The organism is Asticcacaulis sp. EMRT-3, assembly GCF_030027245.1.
GTDB lineage: Bacteria > Pseudomonadota > Alphaproteobacteria > Caulobacterales > Caulobacteraceae > Asticcacaulis.
On sequence record NZ_JASERT010000003.1, the window covers coordinates 102769 to 124566 of the forward strand.

Genomic DNA, 21798 nt, shown 5'->3' on the forward strand with positions numbered 1-21798 from the left:
CAATACCGCACACGACTATTCTCGGGAAAACATCGAGAGCGAGCCATAGAGAGGGAAGCCCAGATAAGGTGCCGACCGACAACTGGAAAGTCTATGCCTCGACCCAAACGATGTTTTGCGGTGTGCGATACCCCGAAGGTGGCAATCCCACACAGCCTTGAAACCGCTGAAAGTCTGCTCTGGACGGACCGGGACATACAACTCTGGGCGGGGGAGGGCTGTCCGCCGGGTTTGCACGACGAGACCCAGCCTCGAACCAAGACCACCCCGCGCTATCAGCACTGACCCTTTGGTTCAGACGAAGGCCTAAGCCATCAACCCATGAAGGGTCGGCTTACGCGTTGCGTGCCGCCGCTTCGCCTCAGGCTTCGCGGTGACAGCGGACCTTGACTGAACCTTTCGGGTGCCTGTCGCGCGGGGATGGTCCCCGCTCCGGAACAGGAACTTCAAAATGTCGCAAACCCTCAAATCAGCTTACGCTCGCGGTTGGAACCTCGCCTTGACCCTTATGGCTTCGATCGTGGTCTTCCAAGCTGAGAACGGTCAGTTTGGCGTCATGCCTACGGTTGAATACGACGGCGACGCATCTGCTATTGTCCATGAATTCGATCCCTTCCAACGGTGAGGGCATAGCGAGGCCTATCGGCGCTCTTCCAATTCCTTAGTCATGACTAAGACTTTGGCGTCAGACGGAGACCGGGCGGCTGATGAAAAGGCAGAGATTTAAGCGGACGTCGCGGCGTGCACGGTTAGCTGTGGCACGGCCAATAAAACGTTTAGTCATCAGCCAGGGTGCGGACGAGATCTAATATTTTACGGCGAAGCTTTGCCGCCTTGATACGTGGAAAGGCTTCGGCGAGTTCGATGCCTTCCGTCGTTACGAGAAAGCCATGTACAAACTGCTCGGTTTCCGATTCGCTGAAGGCCTCAACCGATTCGTTATCGTCGTAGCCGTCAAAGAAATAAGCAACTGGAACCTTCAAAGTCTGGGAAATCTCATAGAGCTTAGAAGAACTGATGCGATTGAAGCCGCGCTCATACTTTTGCACTTGTTGAAATGTCAGCTCGATCGCGTTTGCCAAACCGTCTTGGCTGAGGCCCAGGAATTTTCGGCGCATTCGCACGCGCCCGCCAACATGCAGATCGACCGGGTTTGGGATTTTAACATCTAAAGCCATTCAACTACCTATACTTGCTACTAACTGAGACGCGGTGTCGCTTGTGTCAAACGAAGCAACCCGTCTCTCCTTGTAGCAAAAGACATACCACCTTCTTTTTGGGGCCGTCGAATCTGCTTGAAAAATGGAGAAAATTGAGCTTGGTGGCTTAATTCTTATCGACATCAGCTCAGGGACACAAAATGGAAGACATTGCCAGACAAATGGGCCGGACCGCAGAAATTATTGCGGCATATGTCAGCAAAAATCCACTACCAGCGAGCGAACTTGCATCTCTCATCAAGACCGTACATGCGTCCTTGTCCCAGAGCGCAGTCGTTGTGAACGATCCGACAACCGAAATGAAAGCACCATCGGTCAGCATCAAGAAAAGCGTTACGCCCGATTATTTGATTTGTCTGGAAGACGGCCTAAAGTTCAAGTCCCTGAAGCGACATCTGCGCAGCAAATACGGCATGACAGCCGAAGACTATCGAGCAAAGTGGCGCTTGCCAAAGAATTATCCGATGGTGGCGCCAGCCTATTCTGCGTCGCGTTCAGCGTTGGCCAAGGAAATGAAGCTTGGTCAGAAGCGGGTGCCAGAGTCGAAAGCCAAGAGCGCTCCAAGGTCGAAAGTGCCAAATGTGCAGGCTACAAAGGACGCCTAGTTCTTGCTTAGGGCCGCTTCACCGTGGTGCAGTTTTGCTTACGCGCTTTCTCAGTCTTGAAGGCCTGTGCCACGCGTGCGGGGGAAGCAAACGATCCAACCGAGCCGCTTTAGTTCTTACTTAGCTTTGGGCTTTGGTTGGTGAAGACGGCGGCGTACGTTGGAGCGTGTGGCGTTTTGCACATCTTTATCAACCATCGCTAAGTCGAACCATTCGGGGTCGAAGTGCCCACCACACCATCGCTTCGTCTGCTTGTGCTCGTCATGATCTGGGTCGGCCATGATTTCAAGAAAGTTTTCATAGCCGGGAAAACCACCAACATCCTCTGGTGGCCGAGCGCGCGCACCTGATATGCAGGTTGCCTTCTTTGGGGGTGGATCGACGGTGAGAAAATCTTCGATGACGACCGTATGCTGCCAATTGTCGCCAAAATCATAGACGTAGGTAAAGGATGATCCGGGGCGGGCAAAATCACTGAGCCGAACCTCGTGATAGTCGAAGACGCGGCACTCGTCCTCAAAAGTATCGCGCATCAGAAACTCAGCATCGCCATAACGCAGGCCGCCGATCAAAAATTCGTGCAGGTGACTATCCCACCAGTTAAAGGCCGCCTGGATCGCCAGATGGAGCTTTTGCAAATCCCAACTCGCGGGAACGACAAGTCGGCGCCAGACTTCCGGCGTGATCTCATCAAGTGAAATACGAATTTGGACGGCGTTATTGCGTTCGAACATGATTGAAAGAAAATCGAGAATACCTGGCATTGTCAAGCGGGGAGGGGCTCAGTTATTCACCTCCACAAATGTACTTCAGTCAGACATGCCGTTAAGGCGGATTTCGCCTTAACGGCATGGTGGCCTCTTGCGGAGGTTTGCCGGACTCGGTCATCCCCTTGCCGAAGGTGCTTCTTGGTTCTGACCAAGAAGCAGGGATTGACCGCAGACCGGAAACCGTAGTTTTCTGCGGGAATGGTGTGGCCTAACGGGCCACGCTTCTTGCCTTTTTTTAGGCCCCTGGAATGCGTATACAAAAGCCTTAGTCATGACGAAGAATGGGGGCGTATTTTGAGGCAAAAAGTCTAGATGCAGGATAGGCTCGCGCCCGGAAATGGTATTTCCATATGACATGTTTCCGTCCTCGACACTGGCTCGGTTGGATTGATTGGACTTCGAGAGCTCAGCTTACTGACTAGAATTTATATATAATGTTTGGTCAGTAGGCCGAGCTACCGGTGCGTGCGACAGCGCGCAAAGGTCGACGATGTCGAACCCGTAGATATCTTCAAGGGTGATCAAATTGGCGGCCGGGAAGTGTCGAACCGGCGAGAACGGTTGTTACTCTTCGAGCGCTGCCTGATACCCGCTTGCGAAAGCCTCGGCCGGATCGGTGATGTCGCGGGCAACGACGAAGATTAGGTACGCGACGCCAGCGGCAGAAGGAGACATGATGCCTTTTTCGTCTTCAAAGACAAAGCCTAGCCGCTGGCATTCCGCCAAGGACCCAAGGCGCCTGACGAGAGCATTCAGGCTCTTTCCCGTTTCAAAGTCGATGGTGTTGCTGTCCCTCATCCCTCATCCCTCGATCTTAACGTGCGGTGACCGCGCCGCCAATTCCATGGCGTAGGTGAGAGGTGAGGCGGTTACGTAATTTGCGCACGCTATTGTGACAATCTTGACGGCATATTAGCGGTGGCGGAGAGTTTGGACGGGTCGAGCGGCAAATCTCGATCACCCAAAGCGGAAACGCGGCAGGGAACTCCATCGCGTCGGTGCTGCGTCTCGCGAAAGTCAGGATGTAGTCCTATCTTAGCGTTAAACGAGCGCCAATCGGGCGCTGAACTGGGAAAGGTCGGATCACTACAGCCTTTTCAAGTTGCGGCAATCCTCCTACACTTGTCTGGCGGCAGGGGGGCGGATCTTGACGGTGCTGGGCACGGCGAAGAAAAAGTTGACGACGTGGGGCTTGATCTGGCGCGGAGCGTTGATCCTGCTGATGATCACGATCGTGTTGTTTACCCTGCTATTGGGTTTTGGCGTTTACCTCGTACACAAGGGCCAGGTTTTCTGGGCCCAGAGTCAGCGAGAACGCAACCTCGAGACCTATGACGTCTTTTGGACGGCGATCAGCGATCATTATTTCGACCCGAAATTCGGCGGTCTCAAGTGGGCCGGATTGCGTGCCGAAGGCCGGGCGAAGGCCGCCAAAGCGGCCAATGGAACTCTCCTTTATACTGAGGTCCTGATGTCGATGGCGCAAATGCTACCGTCGTCGCACGTCGCGGCCATCATGGCCGACGCGGCGCAGGACAAGCCCAAGACCGGACCAGCTAAGGGACCTGTTATGTCGGGAGTCATCGATTATGGCTTCGATTTCGTTTGTTTGAGAAGATTGGGAACGCAGTTCTGCACTGTCGGCGATGTCAAGCGCGGGTCGGCTGCCGATGCCGCCGGAATTGAGCCCGGCTGGGTTATCACGTACTCGAGTACGACTTTCACCGGTGCCACGGGTACGGTCACGCAGGCGCATTTCAAGGCGGACGTCTACCCCTTTATTGCCGATCACGGCCATTTCAGCTTTCGCAATGGGCGGCCTGAAATGAATGTTGAGACCGGCAGTACCGACTTCAGGACAACTGTCAGGCATATCGAATACGACCTCCCTTTGAACGCGGCGGCTACGCCACCCTTTGCTGCGCGCCGCTTGCCGTCGGGTGCGCTCTATGTCCGCTTTGATAATTTCGGGTTGACGCCGTTCGACAACAAAGCCGCCGACGAAGCCATCGCCGAACTCAATCAGGCTGATGCCCGCGGCGTGATCATCGATCTGCGTCATAATACTGGCGGAGACGTCGTGACGACCATGCGTTTCATTAGCCATTTCCTCCCAGCTTTGACCGAGGTCGGCTTTTTTAAGGGCCGGAAATTCACGGATGTGAAACGTACGGATTTCTGGTCGAGACGTTATCACGGCCCCGTCATCGTCCTGATAGGGCCGGGCGCTTATAGCGGAGCGGAATTAACGGCTGCGGCCCTGAAATATTACCACCGCGCCACCCTGATCGGTCGCACGACGAATGGGTCTATGCTCGAATCGAGATATTTCAGCCTGCCTGACGGCGGCAAGGTTCAGGTGGCGGTCGCGGATTTTCATACACCAGACGGCCAGCGTATAGAAGATGCGGGCGTCAAACCGGATATAGAGGTCATCCCCACCCTGGCCGAAATTCGCACCGGCCATGATCCGGTGCTGGAACGCGCAGAAGCGGTGCTGGCCAAGGAAGCACCGCAGCGATAGATATAGCCGCTCGCAAATACGCCCGGCCTGACTCGAGATCGGCGCATTGCTGACGCTCGTTAATTGTGACTGAAAAACTCGGCGCGCGCAATTTCGCTGAGACGCAGCACCGATGCGACGGAGTTCCCTGCCGCGTTTCCGCTTTGGGTGATCGAGATTTGCCGCGCGGCCCGTCCAAACTCTCCGCCGCCGCTAGCATATAGCTTTGTTGTCGTCACAAGATAATGGACAGTGAGAGGCTGGGAGTTTGTCGAAAACCAATACCCGGCAATTTGTGCATAAATTTCTGATGGCGACGGAAGAACCCGATGTTGCATGAAAGCCTGTAGTGCAGATTTGCGATGTGGCATCCATGTTTTGCGGAGAAAATCGACACTTATCGCCGCACTTCCTGCGGATAAAGCACTTGTTTGTGCCGTAAATAGCGCGCATATTCGCCGCACAAAGAGCGGTAAATATGACTCTATATATTCATGAACTCGACACATGGCCCCATTTTGAATGGAAGATGGAGGCGATTGCCGACCATCTGGCCGCTGTGCGCCATCGTCAGGGCCTGCTTTTGGGGCGGATGCATGGTCTTGGTTTGGAACTGAAGGTCGAGGCCAGTCTGGCAACACTGACTGAAGACGTCCTCAAATCCAGCGAAATTGAAGGTGATATTCTTGACCGGGATCAGGTGCGCTCATCGCTGGCGCGCCGCCTTGGCATGGACATAGCGGGCCTTGTGCCTGCTGACCGTCATGTCGATGGCATCGTCGAGATGATGTTGGATGCCACGCAAAACTATGGCGCGCCATTGACTGAAGAGCGGTTGTTTAGCTGGCACGCCGCCCTGTTTCCTACTGGGTATAGCGGTATGACGCGGATCGTGGTCGGGGCGTGGCGCACTGAGGTGTCGGGGCCTATGCAGGTGATCTCGGGGGCTTTTGGGGCTGAGAGGATCCATTACGAAGCACCAGCGGCTTCGCGGGTCGCTAGGGAAATGTCAGATTTTCTGACATGGTTCAATGATGGCCCGGCAATGGATCCTGTGCTGAAAGCCGCCATCGCACATCTCTGGTTCGTAACCATCCACCCGTTTGATGATGGCAATGGCCGTATCGCGCGCGCCATCGCCGATATGGCTTTGGCGCGTTCGGAAAATAGCCCTCAGCGCTTCTACAGTATGTCCGCCCAAATCCGTCAGGAACGCAAAACCTACTATGCCCGATTGGAAGCGACCCAGAAGAGTGGCACTGACATTACCGATTGGATAGACTGGTTTTTGGCTTGCCTTGACCAGGCCTTTATCGGCGCTGAAGTCATACTGGCTGATACCTTGCGCAAGGCGCGAGTCTGGAAGGGGCTTGCCGGACAAAAGCTGAGCGAACGCCAAAGCAAGATCATCAATCGCCTGCTTGACGGATTTGAAGGCAAGCTGACCACATCCAAATGGGCGGCCCTGACGAAGTCTTCGCCGGACACGGCGCTGCGTGACATTACTGACCTTGTCGAGCGTGGCATCCTCGTCAAAGACGCAGGTGGTGGCCGTAGCACCAGCTATTCGCTGCCGGAATAGACCCTCAAGACAGGTATCTCTACGTCTTAACATGTAGCACTACTCAAAAGAGGCTTGCCTGTGCCGGAGAAGGCGCCTGGCCATTGTCATCACCCGGCCTATCCAGCTTCGTACCACGTGCAACGATCTTCAGCGCGGCGTCCGGTAGGGGCCTCTGCAGCTTCAGCGCTTCTTCCGTGGGTGCCGTCAGCCATGTCTCGACTTCTTCAGCGTTACGAAGAAACACTGGCATGGCCTTCGGGTGGATGGCTTTGACCTCTGCATTCGCTTCGGTTGTCAGGAAGGCGTAGAGATCGTCCGTTGTCTCGCCGTCCTTCATTTTGCGCACCGACGTCCATTGCGGCGTCCAGATACCAGCAAAGAAGAAGAGAGGGCGGGTCTCATCGAGAGCAAACCAGGTATTCTGTTTGGAGCCGGATGCTTGGTCGGGTTCGCAAAACGAGGTCGCGGGCACGACGCAGCGGCTTTCCACCCCCAAATATCGGCGCCAGTGCGGCGAAGCGGTATTGCGGACATTGGTGACGCCGGAATCATAAGACTTGCCTTCGAGCGCAAATTTAGGTGATGGCATGCCCCATCTCGTCATCGCCAGTTCCCGGCCTTCAGATGTGTTGCGCACAACAGGCCCCCAGCCATTGGCGAAGATGGCGGGCATGGCCTGCAGATTATCGACTGCACTCGTCGCCTTCATGAAGCGAGCCAGTTCGCGAATGGCGTCCTTATTGCTCGTCATCGAATAAAGGTTGCACACGATCTGCCTCCCGGAGGTGAACTCAGATTGTCCCCAACAAAGGGATGGACGCAATCACTTTTTTTCATACCGCATCTTAGGCCGCATGCTGGCCGTTAAGACATTGTTCCGGTGCTGGAATCCACCACGATAAGATTCGCGAGAGACCTGACTCAGACCTCGCGTCGCGTACCCGAGCCATTAACCCCCGTTGACTCCTTTTTCAAAAAAGAACAAATAAGGAACATTATGTCTATGTCGGGGCCAAACGCCTCTCTAACCTCGCTCCAGAAAGGATCGTGTATGTTATGCCACCCGCCAATGCCGCCGTCCTTACCGAACTCAGGCAACAGATCGAAGGGATCGAGGGGGTTGTTCGCCGTAGCCGGACCGTCCTGCCCTTCGGTATCGAGGCGCTTGATCGTCACCTGCCTCAAGGCGGGCTGGCCCTTGGCGCCCTTCACGAGATCGCTGGCGGCGCCCATGGAGCGGTAGATGGCGCGGCGGCGGCCTCGTTTACGGCCGGTATCGCAGCGCGAACGGGTGGCAAGGTCCTGTGGTGCTACAGCCAGGCCGATCTGTTTGCCCCGGCACTTGCGCAATCGGGCTTGAGCGAAGAACAGGTCGTCTTTTTTGAAGCACGGGATGAAGCCTCGATCCTTGGCTGTTTTGAAGAGGCGCTGCGCCACGGCGGGCTATCTGCCGTTGTTGCCGAGCTGTCAGACCTGAACCGCGTCTCATCCCATCGTCTGCAACTGGCCTCAGAGACGTCGGGCACCATGGGTCTGGCCTTGCGAAGATGGCGCAGACCCGTCGATGCGCGGGACTTTGGCAATCCCACCGCAGCCTTTACGCGCTGGCGGGTGACAGAACTAAATTCAAGACCTTTACCCGTCCGCGGTGTGGGACGCGCCCGGTGGCAGATTGAGCTGATGCGCTGCCGAGGCGGCGAATGTGCGGATTTTGAAGTGGAAGCGTGCGATGACAAGGGTTTTATCGCTTTATCTTCCGACCTGGCCAACAGATCGGATGCGAAGGGGACTTGGCGACAAGGCGCCACCGGCTGATGTCCCATTAGTCCTTAAAGGGTCGGATGGCAGGCGGCGGGTCATAACGGCCGTTGATGATCTGGCTCAGGCCCTTGGCATCCATATCGGTATGCCCGTCGCCAGGGCAGAATCCCTGTTTGCTGATCTGACTATTCTGGACGCCGATCCTCATGGTGATGTTGCTGATCTGGAAAAGCTCGCCCTCTGGGCCTTGCGGCTCTATGCCCCCATCGTCGCTGCCGATCCGCCCGACGGGCTCGTTCTGGATATTGAGGGAGCCGCCCACCTCTATGGCGGTGAGGCGGGTCTTTTGTCTGATATCATCAGACGGCTGGCTGAGCTTGGGTTTACGGCCCAGGCGGCGCTTGCCGACACCTGGGGGGGCGCGCATGCCCTGGCGCGTTTCGGGCAGCAATCGATGCGCATCATTGAGCCGGGTAAGACTGCAGAGGCACTCATCAATCTGCCCATAGCGGCCTTGCGGTTACCGGCTGAGATGATGCCGGATCTGTTACTGCTGGGTTTTGACACGATTGGGGAACTGGCTGCCAGGCCGAGAGCCCCGCTGACCCAGAGCTTTGGGCCCAAGCTGTTCCGCCGTGTCGACCAGGCCTTTGGTCGACTGGCTGAGCCGATTGAACCTGTGCAATCGCCGGAGCTGATTTCGGTCGAGCGGGTCTTTGCCGAACCGATCGGCGCTCCGGAGACCTTGCAGAAATATACCCGTCGCTTAACCGATATGATGTGTGACCGTCTGGAAGCGTCGGGCCTTGGCAGTCGTCGCCTTGATCTGCATTTTACGCGCGTCGATAACCGCATCGAGACCATCTTCGTGGCGACGGCCAAGCCGGTGCGTGATCCCAGGCGTTTAAGCCATCTGCTGTGCGACAAGATCGAGACCGTCGATCCCGGCTGGGGCATCGACAAGATGGTCATGAAAGCTGCCTTTGTCGAACCCCTGGTGCCCAAACAGACCGTCGCCCACTATTCGGCGCCGCCCAGGCCCGATGTCGAAGAGCTATGGGACACGATCACCAATCGCTATGGCAGGCAGAGCCTCTACCGCGCCGTATCCGTGGCAACCGATATACCCGAGCGCGCGGTGAAGCGTGCGCCGCCCACCTCGACGGAGATCGGCTCAAGGCGTAACGCGGCTTTTCGCCGCCCACAGCGCATCTATCGCCGACCTGAGCCGATCATGGCTCTGGCCGCCTTGCCCGATCATCCGCCGCGCGCCTTTACCTGGCGCGGTCAACGTTACAGCGTCCTCTGTGCCGATGGCCCTGAGCGTGTGCGCGGTGAATGGTGGTGCAGCGACAATGAGAAGGGCAAGATACGCGACTACTTTATCCTCGAAGTCGATAATGGCGAGCGCTTCTGGGCGTTTCGGGCAGGTGACGGCCAAAATGAGGGGACGGGTTCGCTCAACTGGTATCTGCATGGAAAGTTCGACTGACCATGGCGGATTATGTCGAACTGCAATGCGCTTCCTATTTTTCCTTTCTGCGCGGCTGCAGCGCACCGGACGATCTGTTCGCGCAAGCCAAGGCCCTGGGCATGGAGGCTCTCGCCATCACCGATCGCAATACACTGGCCGGTATCGTCAGGGCGCATGTTGCGGCAAAAGAGACAGGTGTCCGCTTGATCATCGGCTGTCGTCTTGATCTTAAGGATGGCATGTCTCTCCTGATCTACCCGATCGACCGTGCGGGATATGGCCGTCTTTGCCGCCTGTTGTCTCTGGGCAAGGGCCGTGCTGGGAAGGGCGGCTGTGACCTCGAATGGTCGGATGTCGAGGATTTCCATGAAGGCCTGATCGCTATCTTCATCCCTGACGAAGCCGACGAGTTGTGCGCGGTCCGTCTGCGCAAGTTCAAGCAGGTTTTTGCTGAGCGTGCCTATATGGCCCTGACCTTGCGCCACCGCCAGAACGAACACATGCGCCTGCATGAGCTGTCGAACCTCGCGTTCAAGCACCGGGTTCCAACCGTCGTCACCAATGACGTGCTCTACCATATTCATGAGCGCGCCATGCTGCATGACGTTGTGACCTGCATCCGCAACCGCTGCACCATCGACACCATGGGTGATCTGCGCCACCTCTATGCCGACCGCTTCCTGAAGTCTCCGGAGGAAATGGGACGGCTGTTTTCCGACTACCGCCAGGCCATGGCGCGCACCGTCGAGATCGCCGAGCGCTGCCGGTTCTCCCTGTCAGAGCTGGAATATCAATATCCGGAAGAGAAGATCAGCCAGAAGCTGTCGGCCATCGAAGCGTTAAAGCGCCTGGCCTGGGCCGGGGCCAAGTGGCGCTATCCGGACGGCGTGCCCGATAAGGTCATCAAGCTTCTCAAGCACGAACTCGACCTGATCGGGCGGCTCGATTACGCGCCTTACTTTTTGACCGTCAATGCCATCGTCCAGTTTGCGAGGTCTCGTGACATCCTCTGCCAGGGCCGCGGCTCTGCCGCCAATTCCTGCGTCTGTTATGTGCTCGGCATCACCTCGGTTGATCCCGACCGCAACGACCTTCTGTTCGAGCGCTTTATCTCGGAAGAGCGCAAGGAGCCGCCCGACATCGATGTTGATTTCGAGCACCAGCGCAGAGAAGAAGTCATGCAGTGGGTGTTTGAGACCTACGGCCGCAATCGCGCCGCCCTGACAGCCGTTGTCACGCGCTTCCGCACACGTGGCGCGCTGCGCGACACCCTGAAGGTGCTGGGCTTTCCCGAAGACACGATCAAGACGCTCGCCTCATCGATCCGCCACTGGCATTCGACCGGCTTCAGCGAAGAGATGGCAGCTGAGCTTAATCTCAACACCCAAGACCGGCGGCTTCGTCTCGCCTTTGAGATCCACCTGCTATTGCTCGATGTACCGCGCCAGCTCTCCCAGCATCCGGGTGGCTTTGTCCTGACCCATGATCGGCTCGACGAACTCGTACCGATAGAGCCTGCGCGCATGAAGGACCGCCAGGTCATTGAATGGGACAAGGACGATATCGACGCCGTCAAGTTCATGAAGGTCGATTGCCTGGCGCTGGGCATGATGTCTTGCATGAAGCGGGCGTTCGATCTTCTGGCCGAGCATAAAGGCATCCATATCGATATGGCCTCGATCCCGCCGGAAGATCTGAAAACCTATGCCATGATCCGCAGAGCCGATACGATTGGCACCTTCCAGATCGAAAGCCGGGCTCAGATGTCGATGCTGCCGCGCACCAAACCACGCACCTTCTACGACCTGGTCATTCAGGTGGCGATCGTCCGGCCGGGGCCGATCCAGGGCGACATGGTTCACCCGTACCTACGCCGCCTCGAAGGCCTGGAGGAGGTGACATTCCCGACGCCGGAACTGGCCGCCATCTTAGGCAAAACAATGGGCGTGCCGCTCTTCCAGGAGCAGGCCATGAAGGTGGTCATTGTCTGTGCTGGCTTCACTGCCGGACAGGCCGATCTTGTCCGCCGGGCGCAGGCGACGTTCAAGAAGACAGGCGGCATAGGGCCGCTGGCGCTGGACATTATCAATGGCATGAAGGGCAATGGCTACACCGAGGAGTTTGCGCTCACCCTGGTCAAACAACTGGAGGGCTTTGGCTCTTACGGCTTCCCCGAAAGTCATGCCTTCAGCTTTGCCATTATCTCCGAAGCCTCCTCCTGGATGAAGTGCCACCATCCAGATGTCTTCCTGGCCGCCATCCTCAATAGCCAGCCCATGGGCTTCTACGCACCGGCCCAGCTCATTCGTGATGCGAAACTACATGGCGTCGAGGTCAGGTGGTTCTGCGTCAATAACTCACGTTGGGACTGTACTCTGGAGTCCGCCGAGCGGCCCGGCCGATTCGCGGTGCGCCTGGGCTATCGCCTTATCAAAGGCATCCGCAGCGAGGAAATCGCTGAGATGATCCTGCGCCGCGGGGACCAGGCCTACAAATCAATCCCTGATCTTTGGCGCCGGGCCAGGACGCCGGTCGCCACCTTGCGAAAGCTGGCCAGGGCCGACGTGTTTGAGCAGGCCTTTAAGGTGTCGCGGCGCGAGGCTTTGTTTGCCATCCGGGCGCTCCGGGACGACGCCTTGCCGTTGTTCGACAGTCTGCTCGACGAAACCGGTCGCAGCCTGTCCGAGATCGATCAGCCGGATATGGATTTCAAACGGATGACCGACGGCGCCGAGGTGGTCGAGGACTACAACCAGGTCGGCTTTACCAAAGGCGCCCATCCGGTCGCCTTTTTGCGGTCGGACCTGAAAGAGCGCAGCATCATCACCTGCAGGGAGGCGATGACATCGAAGGACAAGCGCTACGTCCAGGTCGCCGGCATGGTCAATGTCCGGCAACGGCCGGGATCGGCCAATGGCGTCATCTTCATGACCATCGAAGATGAGACCGGCGATGCCAACATCGTGGTCTGGGAAAAGGTCGGGCTGGAATACAAGCGCGCCGTCTATGGCTCAAGCCTGGTCCTGATCACCGGCTTTATTCAGAAGGAGGGGGACGTCGTTCATCTCATTGCTCGGACGGTCGTCGACCTGTCGCCTATGCTGGCCAGCGTTGGCGACCGTGACACGCCACTTCAAATGCCGCACCAGCCGGGCGACGAGTTCAGGAATGGCGGTTCACGTGTCGATCCGCGCGTGCCCGGGCATGCGATAGCGCAGATACAGCACCGAAGCCGGGATTTTAAGTGAGGCCGCCTTCCGAACGCATTTATACGTGGATGGATTTAGGCGCCATGTACTGGGTCGAAAGGCCTAAGTTGCGCGCCTCCGCGATGCTGAGCATCTGGACAATATCTGGAACTGTCGTTGAGTGATCGAAAGCGCGGCCATCGATATCATAGCGGAAATCGCCGACGTGGAACATGGCGGGATTACCCCGATCCTTGCGAACCTGTTGCGGCGTATCGGAATCGCGCAAAATGACCCACGCGCTATCATATAATCTGATGCCCATATGATCTTATAATCGAGGACATCTGCTGGCGTCTATAAGGATGAAGATCAAATTGAATTGAGCCAGCCTTGGCTATGCCATCATGTCAATCACCGTGTTCATCAACTGAATATGCGTGAAGGGTTTGCGTATTTCTGCATCGGCGCCAGCCTTGACCGCAGCGGAAATCGCATTTTCCGATGTGATGCGTTCACCAAGGCCTGCTGACATGGCGAGAACCTTAACGGTTGGCCATGTCGCCTTGAGAACTTTGATGCCCTTGAGGCCACCCATACCGGGCATAAAAATATCGGACACGATGAGATCCACGTGAGCTATATCGACGTTGGCCAATGCATCTTCCATGGAGGAGGCCATGCTTACTCGATAACCTCCGTCCGAAAGTATTTGCGACGTCAGATGCCCCACCACAAGACTGTCGTCTACGACGAGGGCGTGACATGGCTTTCTGCCGTTTTCCTCGATATTGCTGGAAAACTGCAGAATCGCCCCGAGCTGTTTCGAAGAAAATGGCTTGCGCAGTACGAAATCTACCTGTGATCGCCGTGCCGCTGCTAACGTCTCGTCGAGCGCCTCTTGTTTGCTTCCCGCTGTCATAATTGCGATGGCGGCTTGCGGAGCCAGGTCACGGATTTGTTCAAGGTGTAGGAGGCTGTTATCCTCACCCAAAAATATATCTACGAAAATCAGCGTCGGGCGTTTTTTGACGATGAGGGTCAAGCCCTCGGCGATGGTTTTTACAGTCAGGTATTCCCAATCTTCGCCGTCGAGCATCCGTCCGATTATACGGGCCTGGGTTTGGCTATCTTCAATAATGAGAGCGAGGCCTTCAGCCATTCATATGTCCTAACCGTGTTGACCGCCGCCACAATAGATTACGAAAATTAACCAGCCATGACGAGAATATCGTCGGGTTCGTTGGAAGCGTCCAACCCCGAGGTCTTATGCCGGTTTTGCCCTAAGCAGTCATTCGTCGATCCCATCCACAGGCGCAAAGCCGACATCAACGCGAACCTAAATGATTTTGTTTGCACACCTGACGCCCAGCCTGGCGCTTCAATAACGGCTCGTTAACTTTTTCCGGCGGGGGAGGGGCTCAGATAGCCACGGAGCTCTTTTTGTCGCAGCAATTTGCCTGCCACGTCGACGGCCGCTTCGTCCGTCGCGAACCAATTCTGTTTGGATTGGCCATGAGCGCCAATGCGACCCCAATGGCGGGTCAGCGAGACTTCGCCAAACAAACCAGGCTGGACGTCGAGCTCATAGAAGCGCGCCATGTTGCGCGTTTGGTCGATGCGTTTCAGAATGACGACTGACATACAAAATCGCCTCATAATACGGTCCGTTTTGCAAAATTATATATGTAAATCAATTGGTTGTCGCTAGAATCTTGATTTTCGCGGATAATAAACATTATGGGAAACTACATGCGAGATGCTTGTGATATGGGTCTTTCGGCTAGTGTCTCAAACTCCTGGTAGGAACTTGCAAATGGGCCACCGCGAACGGCACCGGCTAGGTTCGGACTGCGCTGGCGCCTGGCGTCAACTCGCTATTACGGTTTGGCCTGGTCATTTTCCGATCGAGCGGCCTTCCAAATCTCGCGCGCCGCGTCGGCATTCAAAATTGCAATACCAACACCGACGATAACGTCCGGCCAAGGTGAGTGCCAGATCAGGGTAATCGCACCGGCAAGGATGATGGCAACGTTAGCCGCAGCATCATTGCGGGCAGATAAGAAAGCTGCGCGGGTCAGGGTACCTTTATGGTGCTGAAACCTTGCCAGCAGAAACGCGCAGCACAAATTCACGGCTAGGGCGCCGAGCCCCGTCCCGGACAGCAACCATGGCTGCGGGGCTGAGAAATCGTGGATTTTCTGCCAGGCCGTCCAAACAAAGGCAAGGGCTGGCGCCAGCAGGATCATGGCCATTGCCATGCCCACACGCGCCCTAAGTTTTTGAGCCCAACCCAAGGCAACCGCAATCAGAATGTTGACGGCTGCGTCTTCGAGGAAGTCGACACTGTCGGCGAACAACGAAAGTGATCCGATCCGTCGGGCTACCACGAACTCCACGCCAAAATAGGCGAGGTTCGCCAATGCCACGATAATGACCGCATTACGCAGGCTCTGGTTGGTAGCGACATCGTTCTCTTCGATCATTTAATGCACCAGGGCACGTAAGCCGGTGAAGCCAATATAGAGTGCCACAATTACGATGAGCCCGCCCGAGAGATAGGGCGCGCGATTGGCCAGCTTGCCGAAGCCCTTGAACCGCTTCGACACATGCTTGACGCTCCACGCCGCCAAGACGCCAGAGGCGACCATGGTCAAAGCAAGGCCAATGCTGAAGCAAAAGACCAACGTCGCCCCTAGCGCGATACGCTTTAGTTGCAGGCAGAGTAGCAGCACCGTGATCGAGGCTGGACAAGGAATAAGGCCGCCCGTCAGTCCGAACATGATGATCTGCGGTGTCGTGACCTTTTGGCCAGCGAAGCGACGCTCAATCTCTTCCGCATGTTCACGCTCGTGATCGTCGGCATAAGGTTCCGAGCCGGAAAAACCGGCCATGACGCCTGACTGCGCGAGATCCTCATCGTGATGATGGTGATGTTCTTCGTAGTCGAGCGAATAGCTGTGGGAGTGTCCGGCATGACCAAGAACCAGCCTCGCCTTGAACTCATGAGGCTCGGGAATATCGTCGACTGATTCCAGAAAGCCGTTTTTCTGAACAAACGTGAAGACGCGCGCGCGACCGTCCTCGCGAACCGTCTCTACCTGAACTTCACCCGCCTGCCAGGATTGGCCTGTTTCTCGATAGAGCCGGAAACGTGGCGGCTGACCCTTTTCGAAGATTTCGAGACGCAAGCGGCCATGGCCGGTTTCGACATGTTTGGTTTCATCATGGGCGTGTCCATGTGAATGATCATGTCCATGGTCACCGCGTTGATATGACCAGGTCCTCCAGATCATCCAAAGCGCGACGCCCAACATGATGACCGCTGAAGCTACCTGAAAGTAAGGTTCAATGGCTTCACTGTCCCAGCTTTGACCAAGATAGAGACCACCTAGTGCAATCAGCCAGACGATCAGCGTGTGCGACACGGTTGCCGACAGGCCCAACAATACGGCCTGACCGATTGTTCCGCGCACTGCAACAATGAAAGCCGCCATCATGGTCTTGGAATGGCCAGGCTCCAGCCCGTGCAGAGCACCGAGCAGGATGGCCGACGGGATAAACAGCCAGGCGTTTCCCGCCCCTTGCTGGAGCAGATGTGCGAAATCGTTCATGGTCGCCTACTTCACGTAAGAATGGATAATGTCGATCAGGGCTTGCTGCGCCTCAGGCTTCAGCATACCGGGCTGCTCGGGATCGTCGGCAAGGTGATGCCGGATGTGATGCTCGACCACTTCGCCCATTAGGCCGGAAATACTCCCGCGCGCGGCGGCGATGAGGTGCAGCAGTTTCTCACTCTCGGCCTCACCCTCGACGGCGCGTTCAAGGGCCTCGATCTGACCTTTAATGCGCCGGACCCGTGCTAAAATTTTGGCTTTTTCTTTATCGGCGTGCATGGTTGCTTCCTATAACATACCCCCCTATACTATATTTTGTATAAGGAAGTCCACCCCTCCAAGGAGTCAATTTGGCCAAGTTCAAACTCGGTAACGTAAAGCGCGGAGGATTATACGCTCTGCTATCGGCCCTCCTCTTTGGAGCGTCAACGCCCGCCGCCAAAGCTATCATCGGCGGCGTCGATCCCTTAATGCTGGCAGGACTGCTGTATATGGGCTCCGGTTGTGGGGTAGCGATCGTAAGATTTACCGCCTTGAAACAGGCGGGCCTTGCGCTAAAACGCGCCGATTTGCCTTGGCTGGCAGCTACCGTTCTCTTTGGCGGCGCGCTGGGTCCTGCCCTATTGATGGTCGGACTGACAAGCACCTCGGGTGCTGCGGCCTCGCTCCTGCTCACATTGGAAGGCGTCTTTACGGCAGTAATCGCCTGGGTCGTTTTCAAGGAACCATTCAACCGTCGTATTGGCTGGGGCATGCTAGCGATTTTCCTTGGCGCAGTAGTCCTGGCCTTACGTGGCCCCGGTGGCCATACCGGATTTATCGGCGCACTGGCCGTCTCTGGCGCCTGCCTGTGCTGGGCGATCGACAATAATTGTACCTCGAAGATTTCGCTCGTCGATGCGCCGACGCTCGCCAGCATCAAAGGCATTGTCGCCGGCATAGCCAACGTGACGCTCGCCTTGATTGTCGGTGCCCACCTGCCGCCGATGGCCACGGCAGGCTTTGCCTTGATTATTGGTCTCCTGGGCTACGGGGCCAGCTTGGTCCTGTTTGTATTCGCACTGCGCGAAATCGGCGCTGCGCGGACGGGGGCCTATTACTCGACCGCACCTTTCATCGGCGCAGCGATCGGATTGGTGCTGTTGCGCGAGCCCTGGAGTTTATCACTGCTTATAGCCAGCGGTTTGATGGCGCTGGGCGTATGGTTGCACTTGACCGAACCCCCGGAAGCCGATGTCAAGTGACCCGGCTCCGACAGACGGTCGCGAACGATACCTTGCCAGGTCTATGAGGACACGGCCCAATAGATGATCAGGCCATCAACTCTTCCATGACCATCAAAATCAGAAAGCCAGCAAAAAACATCGCCGTCACCCAGGGACGGTCAGGTGTCTCGTGCGCCTCGACAAGTAATTCCTCAGTGACAAGATAAAGAAGAGCCACCAGGCCGAAGGCGAAGAACCCGGTCAGGATTGGCCCTGGCAAAGTCGCAATGGGCGTGGCCAGGAGTGTTCCGATCGGCAGCAATAAAACGAGCGCTCCAGTGATACCGACAATCTTTATGCGAGAGCGGACCGTTTCGCTGAGTTCGTTGGCTACGGTCAAGCCAAGGAACAGCACTTCAAGGGTCAGGGCGATCGTCAAGAGGATGCCGACCTTGGCGCCCGCCGCAAACGCGATCCCGAGCACAAGGCCATCAATCAGGACATCGACACCGACCATAGTGAGGAGCCCAACCGGTCCCTTCACGATGGATTCAAGCTGTTTAACCAGCAGCATTACAAGGACACCAATCGCGCCGCCTATGGCTGTGGCCCAAGGCGAACCTCCGTGCATCACACTTGGCAGGATTTCACCCGCCGCTGCCGCAAATACGACGCCGGCCGCAAAATGCTGGACAGCACTGACGATTGTAGGACCCGGCTTGGCATTGACGGCGACGCCCGCGCCGAGGACCGCTGCGCCGACCGGTATAAGGGTATAGATCCAGGTCGAGGCGATCATCTTGGTGTCCTTGGCGGATTTAGTGCGGAAATTTAGGTGAGTTTTGGCAGATCGACACGTCTAAGCAGCCGCAAGCCATTGGCGACGACGATGATGCTGGCGCCAACGTCCGCGAAAACCGCCATCCACATGGTTCCGTAGCCGATCAGGGTCAGGACCAGGAAGACCGCCTTAAGACCGAGTGCGAAGGTAATGTTCTGGATGAGCACGGCACGCGTCTTACGCGACAGCCGGACGAAAACGCCTATCTTGCGCAAATCGTCATCCATCAACGCCACGTCGGCCGTCTCGATCGCCGTATCGGTTCCCATGGCGCCCATGGCAAACCCGACGTCGGCCTGGGCCAAGGCCGGCGCATCATTGATGCCGTCGCCGACCATGCCGACCTTGCCGTCCTTTGCGTACTTTTTGACAGCCTCAAGCTTGTCTTCCGGGAGCTGGTCGCCCAGCGCCTCGTCGATACCGACTTCCTTGGCGATGGCCTTCGCAGTGTGCGTATTGTCTCCTGTCAGCATCACCGTCTTGATGCCGAGGCTATGCAGTTCCGCGATGGCGCGACGGCTCGATTCCTTGACGGTATCGGCCACGGCGAAGGTCGCCAGGACCGTCGTTTCATCGGACAGCGCGATCGCCGTCTTCCCGGATGTCTCCAGCAAGGTTAGGCGTGCCTCAATGTCCGGTGTGCAAATCCCGCGCTCATGGATCAGGCGGTGATTGCCGAGATAATAGGTTTTCCCCGCGATCTTGCCCTTCACACCGCGGCCGGGCAGCGCTTCGAAATCATCAACCTCGGGAATTGTGACACCGTCATTTTCCGCAGCGACCGCAACAGACTTTGATACCGGGTGATCCGAGCGATTGGCGAGGCCCGCCGCAAGCTCCCGGTGACGCTGGCTGTCGCCCCCAGCGATGGTCTCGAAGTCGGTTTGAACAGGCTTGCCATGCGTGATCGTGCCGGTCTTGTCGAGGAGGAGCCACTTCAGCTTGCGGCCCTCTTCCAGATAGACACCGCCCTTGACCAGCATGCCGTTTTTAGCGGCCGTCGCCAGACCGCTGACGATGGTGACGGGTGTCGAGATGACAAGTGCGCAGGGACACGCGATGACCAGAAGAACAAGCGCCTTGTATATCCAGGCGAGCCAGTCGCCGCTCATCAACAATGGCGGCAATACCGCGACAGCCAGGGCAATAGCGAACACGATAGGCGTATAAATCTTGGCGAACTGATCGACGAACCGTTGCGTGGGCGCCTTGGCACCCTGAGCGCTCTCGACCGCCTTGATGATCTTGGCCAGGGTCGTCTCCCCGGATGCGGCCGTAACTTTGTAATCGAACGCGCCCGATTCATTGATGGTGCCGGCGAAGACCTGGTCACCCTCCGCCTTGTCCACCGGCAAGCTTTCACCGGTGATTGGCGCCTGATTGATCGACGAGCGTCCGCTCACAATCTGGCCATCGAGACCGATACGTTCGCCCGGTTTCACGCGAACCAAGGCACCGAGCGTTACCGACTTTACATCGACCTCCTGCCAGCTCTTGTCCGCCTGTTGAACCGTGACCGTATCGGCCGTCAGGGACATCAAGCCTGCAATGGCATTGCGGGCACGGTCGAGCGATCTGGCCTCGATCAATTCCGAAATGGCAAACAAGACCATGACCATGGCCGCCTCCGGCCACTGCCGAATGATCAGCGCGCCCGTCACAGCTATGCTCATCAGCGCATTGATGTTCAGATTGCGGTTTGCGATCGCGATCCAGCCCTTCTTGTAGGTCGTCCAACCCCCAAGCAGAACCGCCGCAATGGCCAATGTCGCCGCCAGGACTTCCGGCATCTCCATCCAATCGGCGGCTTCCGATGCGACCGCCAGCACGCCGGCCAGCGCCAGGGGCCACCAGGCCTTCTTGGGTTCAGGCGTCAACGCGCTCGCCTGAGCACACGAGTCCGCCCCCTGGACTTCTGGCGTGAACCCCAGGCTTTTTATGCCGGTCAAGATGGCATCGAGCGCTTCCGGTTCGTGAACCACGGTGAGCACGCGCTGCATCAGGTTGAATTCCAGACGCTTCACCGACTTCATGCCGCCGATCTTGTTCTGAATCAGGGCTTCTTCGGTCGGGCAGTCCATTTGCATGATGCGGATGAAGGTAACCGTCCCCTCACCTGTTTTGACAGAAGCGCTCAACGGGGACAGCGCCACGGCCGGCGCGTGCGGATCGCAGCAGGCGTCTTCGTGATTGTGGCGATGTCCGCTGTCGTGATCATCATGGCCATGACCGGAATGATCAGGCCCCTCATGGGCTTCCGCCTTAGGGTGGTCATGGCCATGATCGCCAGCGACCGAGGCCTCCGGTGCGCGCGAAATCACCTTGGCGGGCTTGCGCACAGCAGGCGCCAACCCAAGATCATGATCGCAGCAACCGCCAGAGTGCGCCTTATCGCTGTCGTTGTGCCCTTCCAGATCGTGACCATGTCCTTTGTGGTCATGACCCGCGTGATCATGCGCAAGATCGTCATGAGCCTGGTCATTTGCCGGCTCGCGGCGGGGCTTCGGGTCGTCGATCATAATGGACTCCAATTCGTATACCTGCTATTGGACACCTTGAAGTAACTACAAGGTCAAGCGAGAACTCGGAGCCTTTGATGAAAATCGGCGAACTGGCGATGTCGGCCAATTGCACCACGGAAACCATCCGGTTTTACGAGAAGGCGGGCCTGCTTCCGAAGGCCGACCGCACCGATGGCAACTACCGCGACTATGGCGGCGAACACCTGAAGCGCCTTCGCTTTATTCGGAATTGCCGCGCGCTGGATATGACCCACGAGGAAATCCGCGCCCTCCTGTCGACGATGGATGGACCGTCGGATGGATGTGACTCGGTCGTGACCCTGCTGGACGATCATATCGGCCATGTCGAAGTACGGATCAAAGAGCTGCAACTGCTCCAAGAGCAGTTGGTGGACCTGCGCCAAAAGTGCCGGACGGAGGCTTCCGGCGAAACCTGCGGCATCCTGGTGGGACTGGAGACCATGCAGCCCGACGCCGCCAGCGACCGGCATACACACCTCGGATAGATGTGAGAGCTTTGGCAAGGCG

General features: G+C 57.1%; 21 protein-coding genes and 1 pseudogene. 10 read left to right on the plus strand and 12 right to left on the minus strand.

What is annotated here, in order from left to right; all coding sequences use genetic code 11:
* Window positions 1-451: 451 nt before the first annotated feature.
* On the plus strand, window positions 452-625 hold the full coding sequence (locus QB905_RS14790) for a hypothetical protein (RefSeq protein ID WP_282975948.1): 174 nt from the start codon (window positions 452-454) through the stop codon (window positions 623-625).
* Between the two features lie 151 nt (window positions 626-776).
* Here QB905_RS14790 and QB905_RS14795 read toward each other — a convergent pair whose 3' ends face one another.
* The gene (locus tag QB905_RS14795; RefSeq protein ID WP_282975949.1) at window positions 777-1178 is read right to left on the minus strand and encodes a helix-turn-helix domain-containing protein; all 402 of its coding nucleotides are present in this window, start codon (window positions 1176-1178) and stop codon (window positions 777-779) included.
* A 182-nt stretch (window positions 1179-1360) separates the two neighbouring features.
* Between QB905_RS14795 and QB905_RS14800 the strand changes: the two genes are divergently transcribed.
* Window positions 1361-1825: a Ros/MucR family transcriptional regulator gene (locus QB905_RS14800; protein WP_282975951.1), complete on the plus strand. Its 465-nt coding sequence runs from the start codon at window positions 1361-1363 to the stop codon at window positions 1823-1825.
* A 116-nt stretch (window positions 1826-1941) separates the two neighbouring features.
* Here the strand turns inward: QB905_RS14800 and QB905_RS14805 are convergent, their stop codons facing one another.
* Window positions 1942-2589 (minus strand): plasmid pRiA4b ORF-3 family protein, encoded by a 648-nt coding sequence (locus QB905_RS14805; protein ID WP_282975953.1) that lies wholly within the window; start codon window positions 2587-2589, stop codon window positions 1942-1944.
* A 570-nt stretch (window positions 2590-3159) separates the two neighbouring features.
* Window positions 3160-3393 carry a hypothetical protein gene (locus tag QB905_RS14810; RefSeq protein ID WP_282975955.1) on the minus strand — a complete coding sequence of 78 codons (234 nt, stop codon included), beginning with the start codon at window positions 3391-3393 and terminating at the stop codon, window positions 3160-3162.
* A gap of 355 nt (window positions 3394-3748) precedes the next feature.
* On the opposite strand from QB905_RS14810, the gene QB905_RS14815 reads away from it, so the two are divergent.
* Together QB905_RS14815 and QB905_RS14820 are read left to right on the plus strand one after the other, a co-directional pair.
* Window positions 3749-5119 (plus strand): S41 family peptidase, encoded by a 1371-nt coding sequence (locus QB905_RS14815; protein ID WP_282975992.1) that lies wholly within the window; start codon window positions 3749-3751, stop codon window positions 5117-5119.
* A 457-nt stretch (window positions 5120-5576) separates the two neighbouring features.
* On the plus strand, window positions 5577-6680 hold the full coding sequence (locus tag QB905_RS14820) for a Fic family protein (protein ID WP_282975956.1): 1104 nt from the start codon (window positions 5577-5579) through the stop codon (window positions 6678-6680).
* Window positions 6681-6723: 43 nt separating this feature from the next.
* Here QB905_RS14820 and QB905_RS14825 read toward each other — a convergent pair whose 3' ends face one another.
* Window positions 6724-7431 carry an SOS response-associated peptidase gene (locus QB905_RS14825; protein WP_282975958.1) on the minus strand — a complete coding sequence of 236 codons (708 nt, stop codon included), beginning with the start codon at window positions 7429-7431 and terminating at the stop codon, window positions 6724-6726.
* 287 nt (window positions 7432-7718) lie between these two features.
* On the opposite strand from QB905_RS14825, the gene QB905_RS14830 reads away from it, so the two are divergent.
* The 4 genes and pseudogenes from QB905_RS14830 (at window position 7719) to QB905_RS14845 (ending at window position 13145) form a co-directional block, all read left to right on the plus strand.
* On the plus strand, window positions 7719-8477 hold the full coding sequence (locus QB905_RS14830) for an ImuA family protein (RefSeq protein WP_282975960.1): 759 nt from the start codon (window positions 7719-7721) through the stop codon (window positions 8475-8477).
* Window positions 8440-8775 (plus strand): annotated as a pseudogene (locus tag QB905_RS14835) (Y-family DNA polymerase); the annotation flags it as partial. The gene QB905_RS14830 and the pseudogene QB905_RS14835, both read left to right, overlap by 38 nt.
* A gap of 183 nt (window positions 8776-8958) precedes the next feature.
* Window positions 8959-9915, plus strand: coding sequence for a DinB/UmuC family translesion DNA polymerase (locus QB905_RS14840; RefSeq protein ID WP_282975994.1), 957 nt, complete (start codon window positions 8959-8961; stop codon window positions 9913-9915).
* A gap of 2 nt (window positions 9916-9917) precedes the next feature.
* Window positions 9918-13145 (plus strand): error-prone DNA polymerase, encoded by a 3228-nt coding sequence (locus QB905_RS14845; protein ID WP_282975962.1) that lies wholly within the window; start codon window positions 9918-9920, stop codon window positions 13143-13145.
* 19 nt (window positions 13146-13164) lie between these two features.
* On the opposite strand, the gene QB905_RS14850 is transcribed toward QB905_RS14845, so the two are convergent.
* The 6 genes from QB905_RS14850 to QB905_RS14875 form a co-directional block, all read right to left on the minus strand.
* The gene (locus tag QB905_RS14850; protein WP_282975964.1) at window positions 13165-13410 is read right to left on the minus strand and encodes a hypothetical protein; all 246 of its coding nucleotides are present in this window, start codon (window positions 13408-13410) and stop codon (window positions 13165-13167) included.
* Between the two features lie 72 nt (window positions 13411-13482).
* Complete coding sequence (locus QB905_RS14855; RefSeq protein ID WP_282975966.1) at window positions 13483-14247, minus strand: response regulator; 765 nt, start codon at window positions 14245-14247, stop codon at window positions 13483-13485.
* A 233-nt stretch (window positions 14248-14480) separates the two neighbouring features.
* On the minus strand, window positions 14481-14729 hold the full coding sequence (locus QB905_RS14860) for a WGR domain-containing protein (protein WP_282975968.1): 249 nt from the start codon (window positions 14727-14729) through the stop codon (window positions 14481-14483).
* A gap of 236 nt (window positions 14730-14965) precedes the next feature.
* Complete coding sequence (locus QB905_RS14865) at window positions 14966-15571, minus strand: cation diffusion facilitator family transporter (RefSeq protein ID WP_282975969.1); 606 nt, start codon at window positions 15569-15571, stop codon at window positions 14966-14968.
* Complete coding sequence (locus QB905_RS14870; RefSeq protein WP_282975971.1) at window positions 15572-16699, minus strand: nickel/cobalt efflux transporter; 1128 nt, start codon at window positions 16697-16699, stop codon at window positions 15572-15574.
* A 6-nt stretch (window positions 16700-16705) separates the two neighbouring features.
* The gene (locus tag QB905_RS14875; RefSeq protein WP_282975973.1) at window positions 16706-16981 is read right to left on the minus strand and encodes a metal/formaldehyde-sensitive transcriptional repressor; all 276 of its coding nucleotides are present in this window, start codon (window positions 16979-16981) and stop codon (window positions 16706-16708) included.
* Between the two features lie 71 nt (window positions 16982-17052).
* On the opposite strand from QB905_RS14875, the gene QB905_RS14880 reads away from it, so the two are divergent.
* Complete coding sequence (locus QB905_RS14880) at window positions 17053-17946, plus strand: DMT family transporter (RefSeq protein WP_282975975.1); 894 nt, start codon at window positions 17053-17055, stop codon at window positions 17944-17946.
* 67 nt (window positions 17947-18013) lie between these two features.
* Here the strand turns inward: QB905_RS14880 and QB905_RS14885 are convergent, their stop codons facing one another.
* A complete protein-coding gene (locus QB905_RS14885) occupies window positions 18014-18706 on the minus strand; it encodes a ZIP family metal transporter (RefSeq protein ID WP_282975976.1) in 693 nt (230 codons plus the stop codon).
* A gap of 32 nt (window positions 18707-18738) precedes the next feature.
* Window positions 18739-21267 carry a heavy metal translocating P-type ATPase gene (locus QB905_RS14890; protein ID WP_282975978.1) on the minus strand — a complete coding sequence of 843 codons (2529 nt, stop codon included), beginning with the start codon at window positions 21265-21267 and terminating at the stop codon, window positions 18739-18741.
* A gap of 77 nt (window positions 21268-21344) precedes the next feature.
* Between QB905_RS14890 and cadR the strand changes: the two genes are divergently transcribed.
* On the plus strand, window positions 21345-21776 hold the full coding sequence (gene cadR, locus QB905_RS14895) for a Cd(II)/Pb(II)-responsive transcriptional regulator (protein WP_282975979.1): 432 nt from the start codon (window positions 21345-21347) through the stop codon (window positions 21774-21776).
* Window positions 21777-21798 lie beyond the last annotated feature (22 nt).